This is a genomic window from Micromonospora sp. NPDC047707, assembly GCF_040704235.1.
Taxonomy (GTDB): Bacteria; Actinomycetota; Actinomycetes; order Mycobacteriales; family Micromonosporaceae; genus Micromonospora.
Window position 1 is genome coordinate 153592 of record NZ_JBEYSU010000003.1, and the last position, 12724, is coordinate 166315.

General features: G+C 73.2%; 11 protein-coding genes. 4 read left to right on the plus strand and 7 right to left on the minus strand.

The genetic code is table 11. The features are described from left to right. Positions 1-13 precede the first annotated feature (13 nt). The 6 genes from AB0873_RS04680 to AB0873_RS04705 all read right to left on the minus strand — a co-directional run bounded on the left by AB0873_RS04680 (position 14) and on the right by AB0873_RS04705 (position 4462). Entirely contained in the window at positions 14-979 is a 966-nt protein-coding gene (locus AB0873_RS04680) for a PLP-dependent cysteine synthase family protein (protein ID WP_155333795.1), read from the minus strand. A gap of 11 nt (positions 980-990) precedes the next feature. Next, entirely contained in the window at positions 991-1389 is a 399-nt protein-coding gene (locus AB0873_RS04685) for a MoaD family protein (protein ID WP_155333796.1), read from the minus strand. A 69-nt stretch (positions 1390-1458) separates the two neighbouring features. Beyond that, positions 1459-1947, minus strand: a complete 489-nt coding sequence (locus tag AB0873_RS04690; protein WP_366598417.1) for a M67 family metallopeptidase — start codon at positions 1945-1947, stop codon at positions 1459-1461. Positions 1948-2002: 55 nt separating this feature from the next. Next, the gene (locus AB0873_RS04695; protein WP_196255962.1) at positions 2003-2497 is read right to left on the minus strand and encodes a DUF2017 domain-containing protein; all 495 of its coding nucleotides are present in this window, start codon (positions 2495-2497) and stop codon (positions 2003-2005) included. A 2-nt stretch (positions 2498-2499) separates the two neighbouring features. Then, on the minus strand, positions 2500-2790 hold the full coding sequence (gene clpS / locus AB0873_RS04700) for an ATP-dependent Clp protease adapter ClpS (protein WP_155333799.1): 291 nt from the start codon (positions 2788-2790) through the stop codon (positions 2500-2502). A gap of 115 nt (positions 2791-2905) precedes the next feature. Next, entirely contained in the window at positions 2906-4462 is a 1557-nt protein-coding gene (locus AB0873_RS04705; protein WP_366598419.1) for a hypothetical protein, read from the minus strand. Between the two features lie 199 nt (positions 4463-4661). On the opposite strand from AB0873_RS04705, the gene AB0873_RS04710 reads away from it, so the two are divergent. From AB0873_RS04710 to AB0873_RS04725, 4 genes are read left to right on the plus strand one after another with little or no spacing between them, the layout of a single operon-like run. Next, positions 4662-7352: a LuxR C-terminal-related transcriptional regulator gene (locus AB0873_RS04710; protein ID WP_366598420.1), complete on the plus strand. Its 2691-nt coding sequence runs from the start codon at positions 4662-4664 to the stop codon at positions 7350-7352. Positions 7353-7356: 4 nt separating this feature from the next. After that, entirely contained in the window at positions 7357-8643 is a 1287-nt protein-coding gene (locus AB0873_RS04715; protein ID WP_366598422.1) for a nicotinate phosphoribosyltransferase, read from the plus strand. A 19-nt stretch (positions 8644-8662) separates the two neighbouring features. Beyond that, positions 8663-9244: an isochorismatase family protein gene (locus AB0873_RS04720; RefSeq protein WP_155333803.1), complete on the plus strand. Its 582-nt coding sequence runs from the start codon at positions 8663-8665 to the stop codon at positions 9242-9244. A gap of 40 nt (positions 9245-9284) precedes the next feature. Next, a complete protein-coding gene (locus AB0873_RS04725) occupies positions 9285-10532 on the plus strand; it encodes an MFS transporter (RefSeq protein WP_366598423.1) in 1248 nt (415 codons plus the stop codon). Between the two features lie 281 nt (positions 10533-10813). Here AB0873_RS04725 and ctaD read toward each other — a convergent pair whose 3' ends face one another. Next, the gene (ctaD, locus tag AB0873_RS04730; protein WP_366598424.1) at positions 10814-12574 is read right to left on the minus strand and encodes a cytochrome c oxidase subunit I; all 1761 of its coding nucleotides are present in this window, start codon (positions 12572-12574) and stop codon (positions 10814-10816) included. Positions 12575-12724 lie beyond the last annotated feature (150 nt).

Below are 12724 nucleotides of genomic sequence, written 5' to 3' on the forward strand. Positions count from 1 at the left end.
GCTGCTCGTCCGGTCAGGCCCAGAGCTGGCCCTCCAGGGCGTCCTCCGCGTCCCCGAGGGTGCCCCCGTACGCCCCGGTCGACAGGTACTTCCAGCCGCCGTCGGCCACCACGAACGCCACGTCGGCGCGGCGCCCCTCGCGGACCGCCTCGTGCGCCACCGCCAGGGCGGCGTGCAGGATCGCGCCGGTCGAGAACCCGGCGAAGATGCCCTCCACCTCGACCAGCTGGCGCGTCCGCAGCACCGCGTCCCGCGTCCCGACGGAGAAGCGCCGGGTGAGCACGGTGGCGTCGTACAGCTCCGGGACGTAGCCCTCGTCGATGTTGCGCAGTCCGTAGACCAGCTCGCCGTAGCGCGGCTCGGCCGCGACGACCTGGATGCCCTCGACCTTCTCGCGCAGGTAACGCCCGGTGCCCATCAGCGTGCCGGTGGTGCCCAGACCGGCCACGAAGTGGGTGATCGTGGGCAGGTCGTGCAGCAGCTCGGGACCCGTGGTCTCGTAGTGCGCACGGGCGTTCGCCTCGTTGCCGTACTGGTACAGCATCACCCAGTCGGGATGCTCCGCGGCGATCTGCTTGGCGGTGGCGACCGCCTGGTTGGAGCCACCCGCCGCCGGCGAAAAGATGATCTCCGCCCCGTACATGCGCAGCAGCTGGACCCGTTCGGTGGACACGTTCTCCGGCATCACGCAGACCAGCCGGTACCCGCGCAGCTTCGCCACCATGGCCAGCGAGATCCCGGTGTTGCCGCTGGTCGGTTCGAGGATGGTGTCGCCCGGCCGCAGCCGGCCGGCCTCCTCGGCCGCCCGGACCATGAACAGGGACGCCCGGTCCTTGATGCTGCCGGTCGGGTTCCGGTCCTCCAGCTTGGCCCACAGCCGCACCGGCGGCGCCCCGTCGGGCACCGTCGGCGACAACCGGGGCAGCCCGACCAGGGGCGTGCCGCCACAGGCGTCGAGAAGGCTGTCGTACCGCGCCATGACGACCGCCCTCAGCGGGCGGCGACCGAGGCGCGCCGGGCCGCGGCCGACGCGCCCGCCGCCGCACCGTGCTGCGCGATCGCCGCGGCGGCGGCACCGTGCTGCGCGATCGCCGCGGCGGCGGCGAAGCCGAAGGCGCCGCCCGCCACGGCCGGCAGGATCGTCACGCTGTCACCGTCGTTGAGCTTGGCGTCCAGCGAGCCGAGGAAACGGACGTCCTCGTCGTTGACGTAGACGTTGACGAAGCGGTGCAGCGCGCCGGTCTCGGTGACCAGCCGGGCCTTCAGGCCGGCGTGCCGGGAGTCCAGGTCGGCGAGCAGGTCGCCCAGCGTGTCGCCGGCGCCCTCGACGACCTTCGCGCCGCCGGTGTAGCTGCGCAGGATGGTGGGGATGCGAACCTCGATGGCCATGATGTCGTGCTCCTTGGTCGGGTGTGCCGAAATGGTGACGGGACGAGACAGGGTGTTACGGCGCTGGATTCAGCGGCCGGAACACTCGTAGTCGACCGTCGCCGGGCTCTGCCCGAACATGTAGGACTGCACGGCGTGCGGGTCCACCCCCGGCTCCAGGATGCGGACCGGCTCCTCGGTGACCACGCCGTCGACGATCCGGAAGGAGCGGATCTCCTCGGTGTCGGGCTCACGGGTGGAGACGAGCAGATAGTGCGCGTTGGGCTCGCCGGCGAAGGAGATGTCGGTACGCGACGGGTACGCCTCGGTCGCGGTGTGCGAGTGGTAGATGACAACGGGCTCCTCGTCCCGGTCGTCCATCTCCCGCCACACGCGCAGCTGCTCCATCGAGTCGAACTCGTAGAAGGTCATGGAGCGGGCGGCGTTCTCCATCGGGATGTGCCGGGCCGGGATGTCGCTGCCGGCGGGGCCGGCGACCACGCCGCACGCCTCGTCGGGGTGGTCCCGACGCGCGTGGGCGACGATCGCGTCGACGATCGACCGGTCGATGCTCAGCACGCCGACCAGCCTAACGCCTGCCCGCGCGGCCCGGCGAGGTGGCGGCGGTCACGAATCAGTCGATCAGGGCGTTGAGCAGGGATTCCTGGAGGTAGCCCAGGTAGGCGTAGACCGACAGTTGGAACACCCGGCTGGACGTCGGGTCCTCGGCCACCGCATCGTCCAGCTCGGCGCCGAGGTCGGTGCCGTCCTTGATCTCCAACCGGACGCCCATCGCCAGGCGGGCGTCGTTGAGCGCCCGCAGCCACGCCTCGGCCGCCTCGGCGTCGAGACGCACCTCGCCGCCCGCCTCGTCGGGCAGCGCCGCGAGGATCGCGCCGGCCTGGTCGATCTTCGCGGTCTTCAGGTCGCCCTCGGTGTACCGGCGGAACTCGGCCGTCCCCGCGGCGTCCTCCGGGTAGACCTCCGGGAACAGCCGCCCGACCACCGGGTCGGAGTGGTCGAACCCGTCGGTGAGCAGCCCGACCACCTCGGAGGCGACCTTGCGCAACACCCGGACCTCGTCCACCGCGAAGATGGCGACGTAGCGGTCGCCCTGGCGCCGGAACATGCTCACGCCCGATCCACCGTCGCCCAGAGACCGTACGCGTGCAGCTGCGACGCGTCGTGCTCCATGCGCTCGCGGGCGCCGCTGGAGACGACCGCCTTGCCCTTGTGGTGCACGTCCAGCATGAGCTGCTCGGCCTTCTCCCGGCTGTACCCGAAGAGCTTCTGGAAGACCCAGGTCACGTACGTCATCAGGTTGACCGGGTCGTCCCACACGATCGTCACCCACGGCCGGTCGGGCGCCGGCACCTCGTCGGTGTCCGGCGTCTCGACCGGTGCAACCTGCGGAGCCGCCATGCCCCCCATCGTGCCACCGGATCCGGCGAACCGAGGAACCGGAACGCCGGCCGGTCCCGGATCGGCGCCGTGACCGCCTGCGTAGCCACGCGGACGCGACGCGTCGGCACCCCCGTCAGGCGAGCAGGATGCCGTGGTCGACCGCATCGGAGAGCACCGCGTCCAGCGAGAGGCGGATCACCTCGAAGCGTCGGGACACCTCGCGGGTCAGCTCCAGCTCGACCTCCCGCAGCGCGCGCTGGGCCCACGCCCGCGCCGCGTTCGGGTCGTTGTTGCCGGGGCTGCGCCAGTGCTGCCAGCAGCCACCGGAGAGGGCCACCGCCACCGGCGGAAGAATGTCCTCCCGCGCGGCTCCGGGATAGCCGGTCATTGCGTCGATCGCGCCGGCGCCGGTCAGGCCGGCCACCCCACCGGTGCTGGTCACCAGGAGAACCCGCTCCAGTTCCTCGCCGGAGCGGTGGTCGGCCAGGCCCCACCGGACCGCGTTGACGATCCGCCGGCGGACGCCCGGTGCCAGCGGAGCGCCGAACACCCGCCCGGCCGCCTCGTCGACCAGGTTGCGGACGGCCTGGTCGCACTGCGCGGTGGCCAGCAGCGAGAGGGCCTCCATCTCGCGGTCGAGCAGTTGCGGGAGGCCGGTGCAGCCGACCCCGAAGACGATCTCCTGCACCACCCGCAGGTGGACGTTCGCGAGTTCCAGGGCCAGGTGCTGGCGGATGCGCCGCGCGACCGAGCGGGCCCGCCGGTCCAGCTCGTCGGACCACGGGCCGGGCTCGGGCAGCACCGGCACCCGGCCGTGCGCCCCGGGCAGCACCGGCGGCGTGGCGCTCGCCCTTCGCAGCCCCTCGTCGGCGGCCCAGCCCACCAGCCCCCGACGCAGGTCGTCGGCGGCGCTGGGGCTGACCGGGAACCACCGGGCACGGGCGAGGTCGGGGACCGCGGCGAGCAGGGCCGCCCGGTGCGCCGCCACGGTCACGGCGGCCGGGTCCACCGGGGTGACCGCCGACGGCCCGGTGGACCCGGCGTCGGCCGTGCCGACGGACGCCCCCGTGTCCTCCGTCGTCGACCCGCCTTCGGGCGGGCACCAGCCACCCGCACCGGGCGTCACGGCGAAGAAGACCTCGACCCGCGCGGCGGCGAGGTCGGCCAGCAGATGCAGCTCGGCGGCGGTGAACGCCTGGTCGGCGGCGATGACGAAGAGCACCGCGCCGGCGCGGCCCGCCGCGTCCAGCAGCACCCGGTTACCGGGCACACCGAGGCTGCCGGTGTCCGGGGTGTCGACCAGGGCGAAGTGCCTCAGCAGCGGCTCCGACACGGACAGCTCGACCCGGCGCGGCGGTCGGGCGAGCGCCGGCCCGGCGGCCAGCCGGTCCGCGCCGTACGAGTGCGGCTGGCGGTAGCCGGGCACGTACGCGGCCCGACTCGGAACCCGCGCGTGGCGGACGACCAGCCAACTGCCGGCGGGGACCGCGAGCATGGCGGGGTCCAGCCGGAGCAGCGTGGCGAGCACCTCGACCCGACCCGCGCCGGCGGGACCGGCGGCCACCACCGCCAGCGGCTCGTCCGCACCGGGCGCGGGCGCGTTCCGGCTGGGCAGCGGCCGGCCGCGGGGCAGGTCGGCGGCGCCGGCCGGATCGCCCGACATGTCGACCGCGGGGAGCGGACCCGGCATCACAGGCGGCCTCCCAGTGCTGGTGACCGGCGGTGCCGGCCACGCGGAACTGTCCGGTAGTTGACCGGATGCCGGAAGAGTACGGGCGACCCGGGACCGAGTCGGAACATCCAGTCTACTCAGCGGTAACGACGAGGTTACTCAACTTCGGTGCGTGACGGACTAGTTGCATACGGAATCACGTCGATATGCTGCGCGGATGAGTCGGTGGAGATTCGTCGGTCGCAGACACGAGCTCGACCGTCTGTTGTCGGCGGTGACAGGCGTCGACGGGCGAGGGCTGTTCATCAGCGGCAGCGCCGGCATCGGCAAGAGCCGGCTGCTCCGCGAGTGCGTGGACGGGCTGCCCCGCGACCGGTACGCGGTCTGGTACGTCGCGGCGAGCGCCACCACCGCCGCGCTCCCGTTCGGCGGGCTGGTCCAGGTCCTCCCCGCCGACCAGCCGCAGGGCCTGTCGCCGGCCGGTGTCCTGCGCTGGGCCGTGGACGTGCTGCAACAGCAGGCGGCCGGCCGCCGCATCGTGCTCGCCGTCGACGACGCGCACCTGCTGGACCCGCCGTCCGCCGCGCTGGTGCACCTCATCGCCCGATCCGAGAACGCCACCGTCATCGGCACCCTGCGCGAGGGCGAGCAGATCCCGCTGCCGATCCGCGCACTGTGGACCGACGACCTGGTCGACCGCGCCGAGCTGAGCCCGATGGACCCGGCCGACACCGCCGGGCTCCTCGCCGCGATCCTGGACGGGCCGGTCGACGCCGGCTCCGCCGACCGGCTCTGGCGGCTCTCCGCCGGCAACCCACTGCTGCTCCGCGAACTCGTCCACGCCGCCTCCGGCACCGGGGAGCTGACCAGCACGTACGGGGTGTGGACGTGGACCGGCCGGCTGGAGCTGGCGCCGAGCCTGACCGACCTGATCGACACCCGGATCGGTCAGCTCACTCCCGGCGTCCGGGCGGTGGTCGAGCTGGTCGCGTTCGGCGAACCCCTCGGCCTGCAGCTGCTCGGGCAGGCGGTCGAACCGGCCGACGTGGAGACCGCCGAGGAACGGGGCCTCATCACCGTGGTCCGCGACGACCGGCGGCTCGACGTACGCCTGGCCCACCCGATGTACGGGGAGGTGATGCGCCGGCAGTGCCCGGTCAGCCGCACCCGCCGCCTGCAGGCCCGCCTCGCGCAACTGCTCGAGGAGGTCGGCACCCGCCGCCGGGACGACCTGCTGCGGGTCGCCGTCTGGCGGCTGGAGTCGGGCACCGCGCAGGACGAGCGGATGCTGCTCGGCGCCGCGGTGCAGGCGTTCACCCGCTACGACGTACCGCTGGCGACGCGGCTCGCCCGGGCGGCGCTCGACACCGGCGGAGGGTTCGACGCCGCGGAACTGCTGGCCACCATCCTCATGTTCGCCGACCGGCCGGACGAGGCGATCGAGGTGCTCGACGCCGTCGCGGCCGACCTGGCCGACGACCACCGGCGCAGCCGGTGGCTCACCGTGCGCGGCATGGTCAGCTACTGGGGGCTCAGCCGGGAATCCACCGTGGAGGAACTCGCCGCCCGCGGCGCCGAGCTGAAGGACTCCGCCGCCCAGGCCCGCGTCCTCGCCTTCGAGGCGATCATGCGACTGCAACTCATGGACACCGCCGCCGCGCTCCGGCTCGGGCAGACCGTGCTGGACCGGCCCGCCGCCAGCGTCGCCGCGCGGGAACTGGCCCGGTGCACCATCGCCTACCTGCACACCGCGCAGGGGCAGCTGCGCCGCAGCGCCGTGGCCATCGAGCTGGTCCAGGCGGCGGCCGGGCACTGGCGGGCGGACATGCCGTACCTGCAACTCGCGCTGGAGCTGGCCCGTGGCACCCGGCTCGCGCTCGCCGGGGACCTGCTCGGCATCGACGCCATCGTGGCCGACGAGTTCGCCGACCTGGCCGGCGCCGGGGACTTCCGGCTCGGCACCGGCTACCTGGCGATCCTCCAGGCGTACGCGGCCCGGCTGCGCGGCGAGACCGACACCGCGCTGCGGACCAGCCTCGGCGCGTGCGCCGTCCTGGCCACCAGCCGGGTCTACGCCGGTCTGGCACAGGCCGAGCGGGCCCAGGCCGCGGCGCTGCGCGGCGACGTGGAGCAGGCCGCGGCGGCGATGGCGGAGGCCGACCGCACCCACGCGCGGGGAATGGCGGTGCTCTACCCGTGGCTGGAGCAGGCCCGCGGGGCGGTTTTGGCGGCCGGCGGCGACCTGCCCGGCGCCGTCAAGCACCTCGCGGAGCTGGCCGAGCGGCTCCGCGCCGACGGCTTCGCCGGACACGAGGTCCACGCGCTCCACGATCTGGTCCGCCTGGACCAGGCCACCGCACCGCTCGGGCCGACCTGCTCCGACGGGAGCCGACGCACCGTCGCCCAGCGCCTGGCCGAGCTGTCCGAGCAGGTCGACGGGGTGCTGCCGCCGCTGCTGGCCCGGCACGCCCGGGCGGCGGCCGACGGCGCCGCGGAGGACCTGCTCGGCGTCGCCGAGGCCTTCGCCGAGCTGGACCTGACCGTCTGGGCCGCCGAGGCCACCGCCACGGCGCTACACCTCCTGCGGCAGCGGCGGTCGCCCGCGGCCAGCACCGCCCGGGAGCGGCTGGCCGCCCTGCTCGGGCGGTGCGGCCAGGTCGACACCCCCGCGCTGCGCGCCGGTACGCCGACCCTGAGCCACCGGGAGTGGCAGGTGGCCCGGCTCGCGGCCACCGGCGCCACCAGCCGCGTCATCGCCCAGCGGCTCTACCTCTCCGCGCGCACCGTGGAGAACCACCTCCAGCGCATCTACAGCAAGCTCGGGGTGACCGGGCGGGCGGAGCTGGGGGCGGCGCTGCGGGCGATCCCGGGCCACGACGGCGGGCACCCGGACCAAACTCTAGGCTGAGGCGGTGACCACCCTTCGCCCCGCGCTGCTGACCGACCACTACGAGCTGACGATGGTCAGCGCCGCCCTGCGCGACGGCACCGCCGACCGCCACTGCGTGTTCGAGGTGTTCAGCCGCCGGTTGCCGATGGGCCGCCGCTACGGCGTGGTCGCCGGGACGGGCCGGCTGGTCGAGATGATCCGCGACTTCCGCTTCGACGCCGACGAGGTCGACTTCCTGCGGCGCACCGGCGTCGTGGACGAGGCCGCGGCGCGGTGGCTCACCAGCTACCGCTTCACCGGCGACGTCGACGGGTACGCCGAGGGTGAGCTGTCCTTCCCCGGCTCGCCGATCCTCACCGTCTCGGGCACCTTCGCCGAGTGCGTGGTGCTGGAGACGCTGGTCCTGTCGGTGCTCAACCACGACTGCGCCGTCGCCGCAGCGGCCGCGCGGATGGTCACCGCGGCCCGCGGGCGCACCCTCATCGAGATGGGCTCCCGCCGTACGCACGAGGAGGCGGCGGTCGCGGCGGCGCGGGCGGCGTACCTGGCCGGGTTCCGGTTCACCTCCAACCTGGCGGCGGGGCAGCGCTACGGGATCCCCACCGCGGGCACCGCCGCGCACGCGTTCACCCTGCTGCACGACGACGAGCGGGCGGCGTTCGCCTCGCAGGTGGCCACGCTGGGCAAGGACACCACGCTGCTGGTCGACACGTACGACATCAGCCAGGGCATCCGCAACGCCATCGCGGTGGCCGGGCCGGACCTGCGCGCCGTCCGGATCGACTCCGGCGACCTGGCCGTGATGGCGCAGCAGTCCCGCGAGCTGCTCGACTCGCTCGGCGCCACCGAGACGAAGATCATCGTGTCCGGCGACCTCGACGAGTACGCCATCGCCGCGCTCGCCGCGGAACCGGTGGACATGTACGGGGCCGGCACCGCCGTGGTCACCGGCTCCGGCGCCCCCACGGCCGGCCTCGTCTACAAGCTCGTCGAGGTCGACGGCCGCCCGGTGGTCAAGCGTTCCGAGCAGAAGGCCACCATCGGGGGACGCAAGGTGGCGGTGCGCCGGCACAAGCCGACGGGCACCGCCACCGAGGAGGTGATCGTGCCGCAGGGCGTGCCGGACCGGCGGCCGCACGACCGGCTGCTCCAGCGGTCGTACGTGGTGGGCGGGGAGCCGGTCGACCAGCCGACGCTGGACGAGTCCCGGGAACACCTGCGGCAGTGCCTGATCTCGATTCCCTGGGAGGGGTTGAAGCTCTCGGCGGGTGACCCGGCCATCCCGGTCACCGTCGTTCCGGCGGACTGAGTCTCTGGAGGGACGTCACATGGGCAAGGCGTTGATCATCGTGGACGTGCAGAACGACTTCTGCGAGGGCGGCTCGCTGGCCGTCGGTGGCGGCGCCGCCGTCGCGGCCGGCGTCAGCCGGCTGCTCGCCGCCGATCCGGGCCGCTGGGACCACGTGGTCGCCACGAAGGACTACCACGTCGACCCGGGCCCCCACTTCGGCGATCCGCCGGACTTCGTCGACTCGTGGCCCCGGCACTGCGTGGTGGGCACCCCCGGCTCGGAGTTCCACCCCGACCTGGCCACCGACCGGATAGCGGCGATCTTCCACAAGGGCGAGCACGCGGCCGCGTACTCGGGCTTCGAGGGGCACACCGACGGCGGCGAGTGCCTCGCCGACTGGCTGCGACGGCACGACGTCGACCAGGTGGAGATCGTCGGCATCGCCACCGACCACTGCGTCCGCGCCACCGCCCTGGACGCCTTCGAGGAGGGGTTCGACACCACCGTGCTGCTGGACCTGACCGCCGGTGTCGCCCCGGACACGACCGACGTGGCGCTCCGCGCGTTCGAGGGCGCGGGGATCACCACCCGGGGAAAGCCTGTGATCAGGGCCGCATGACCCGGTAAATCTTTGGCGGTTGTCGTACCCCCGGCTGAGGATGTCCGCGGAGGTACGGACCGTCGTGAACATCAAGGCTTACCGGGAGGCACTCGCCCTGCCCGGTCTCCGGTCGCTGCTGCTGGTGGCGGTCCTCGCCCGGGTCCCGCTCACCGCGACCGGGGTGACACTCACCTTCTTCGTCGTCGAGGACCTCGGCCGGGGGTACGGCGCCGCCGGGCTGGTCGGTGCCGCGATCACCGTCGGCGCGGCCATCGGCGGCCCGCTGCTCGGCCGTCTGGTGGACCGGCGGGGCCTGCGCCCGGTGCTCGTGCTGACCGGCGTCGCCGAGGCGGTCTTCTGGTCCACGGCGCCGATGCTGTCGTACGCGCTGCTCCTGCCGGCCGCCTTCCTCGCCGGCTCACTGGCGCTGCCGATCTTCTCGGTGATCCGGCAGTCCATCGCGGCCATGGTCCCGCCGGCCCGGCGCCGCCCCGCGTACGCGCTCGACTCGATGTCCGTGGAGCTGTCGTTCATGGTCGGCCCCGCGCTCGCCACGGTCGCCGTCACCGCCATCTCCGCCCGGACGACCCTCTACCTGGTCGGCGCCGGCATCGTCGCCGCCGGCGCCGGGCTCTGGCTGCTCAACCCTCCGGTACGCGGCGCCGGTGAGCCGGTCGGGCCGCAGCGGAAGGTGGCCCGGCGCGAATGGCTCACCCCGCGGATGCTCGCCGTGCTCGCCGCGAGCACCGCCGCCACCCTCGTGCTGGGCGGCACCGACGTGGCCGTGATCGCGGTGCTGCGGGACGGCGGCGAGGTCGGCTACACCGGGTTGGTGCTCGCCATGTGGGCGGCCGCCTCGCTGGTCGGCGGCTTCGCGTACGGGGCGGTCACCCGCTCCTGGTCCCCGCTCGTGCTGATGGCGGCGCTCAGCGTCGCCACGATCCCGGTGGGGCTGGGCGGCTCCCACTGGTGGCTGCTCTGCCTGGCGCTGATCCCGGCCGGCCTGCTCTGCGCGCCGACCATCGCCGCAACCTCCGACGAGGTCAGCCGGCTGGCACCCGCCGAGGCGCGCGGCGAGGCGATGGGCCTGCACGGTTCGGCCATCACGATCGGCATCGCGGTCGGTGCCCCGCTGGCCGGGGCGGTCATCGACGCGTCCGCGCCCGCCTGGGGCTTCGCGGTCACCGGCGCGATCGGCGCGCTGGTCGCCCTGGCCGTGCTCCCGGTCGAGCTGCGCCGCCGCCGGGCCGTGCCGGCTGTGGAGCTGGCCCCCGAGCCCGAGCCCGAACTCGCCCCCGCCGCCTAGAGCACCCCGACCTCGACCCGACCGCACCCGGCCGCGCCGAATTGGGCCGGGGCGGCCGGAAGGTCAACTCCATGCCGCCGGCGTCGCGGGGTCGGCCAGTCCCAGAGCACGCGATGCCGCCGGCTTGGAGTGGATCAGCCTGGTCCGCACGCACCGCCGCCGGCCGCGCCGGCCGGGTCACCCGTGCGGGTTGCCGTAGCCGGCGCCGGTCACCTCGGCCGAACGGCGACGGGCGCCGTTCCCCTCCGGGGAGCGGCGCCCGTCGTGCGGGACGTGGACCGTCAGCGGCGGTCGATGTCGCTCGCGACGTCCTCCTGGTAGCTGGCACCACCGTCGGACTCGCTGGTCAGCGGCTTGGCGCCGCCCTCCGGCGGGCCGGCCAGCGACTGGCCACCGGCGGCCAGCTCGGGGAACTTGTGGTCGAACGCCGGCCGCTCGGAGCGGATCCGCGGCATCCGGTCGAAGTTCCGCAGCGGAGGCGGCGAGCTGGTCGCCCACTCCAGCGAGTTGCCGTGGCCCCACGGGTCCTCGACCTCGACCACCGGGCCGGCCTTGTACGACTTCCAGCAGTTGTAGATGAACGGCAGCGTCGAGATACCGGTGATGAACGCGCCGATCGTGGAGATCATGTTCAGCGTGGTGAAGCCGTCGGTCGGCAGGTAGTCCGCGTACCGCCGGGGCATGCCCTCATTGCCCAGCCAGTGCTGCACCAGGAACGTGGTGTGGAAGCCGATCATGGTCAGCCAGAAGTGAATCTTGGCGAGGCGCTCGTCGAGCATCCGGCCGAACATCTTCGGGAACCAGAAATAGATGCCGGCGAACACCGCGAACACGATCGTGCCGAAGAGCACGTAGTGGAAGTGGGCCACCACGAAGTACGAGTCCGACACGTGGAAGTCCAGCGGGGGGCTGGCCAGCAGCACGCCGGTGAGACCGCCGAAGAGGAACGTGACGAGGAAGCCGATCGAGAACAGCATCGGCGACTCGAAGCTGATCTGGCCCCGCCACATGGTGCCGATCCAGTTGAAGAACTTCATGCCGGTGGGGACGGCGATCAGGAAGCTCAGGAAGCTGAAGAACGGCAGCAGCACCTGGCCGGTGGCGAACATGTGGTGCGCCCAGACGCTCATCGACAGGGCGGCGATGGCGATGGTCGCGGCGACCAGACCCTTGTAGCCGAAGATCGGCTTGCGGGAGAAGACCGGGATGACCTCGGAGACGATGCCGAAGAACGGCAGCGCGACGATGTACACCTCGGGGTGGCCGAAGAACCAGAACAGGTGCTGCCACAGCATCGGCCCGCCGGTCGCGGGGTCGTACACGTGGGCGCCCATCAGGCGGTCGGCGGCGAGCGCGAACAGCGCGGCGGCCAGCAGCGGGAAGACCAGGATCGCCAGGAGGCTGGTGACCAGGATGTTCCAGGTGAAGATCGGCATCCGGAACATCGTCATGCCGGGCGCGCGCAGGGTCAGGATCGTGGTGATCATGTTGACCGCGCCGAGGATGGTGCCCAGACCGGAGATGGCCAGGCCGACGATCCACATGTTGGCGCCGACGCCCGGCGAGTGCTCGACGCTGCTCAGCGGGGTGTACGCGAACCAGCCGAAGTCGGCGGCGCCGCCCGGCGTGATGAAGCCCAGCGTGGCCAGCGACCCACCGAACAGGTAGAGCCAGTAGGCGAAGCTGTTCAGCCGGGGGAAGGACACGTCCGGCGCGCCGATCTGGATCGGCACGATGTAGTTCGCGAAGGCGAACACGATCGGCGTCGCGAAGAACAGCAGCATGATCGTGCCGTGCATGGTGAAGAGCTGGTTGTACTGCTCGGGCGACAGGAACTGCAGCCCGGGCCGGGCCAGCTCGGCCCGCATGATCAGGGCCATCAGGCCGCCGATCATGAAGAACGCGAACGCGGTGACCATGTACATGATCCCGATCTGCTTCGCGTCCGTGGTCCGCAGCAGCCGCGCGATGGCCGACCCCTTGACCGGCGCTCGGACCGGCCAGGGCCGGGTCACGACCGGCTTGGGTGCGACGGTGGTCACGAGTGGCCTCCGGTTCTGGGTTGTCCCGCTCGGCACGCGTTGTTGTCTGCGGGCCGTCATCCGCAAGGATGATAGTCCCCGGTAGGTGGCAGCGCCGCGTGGGGTGGTCGGGTAACCTGCGCCACCCGGCACCCCGGACCGCGCCCGCGC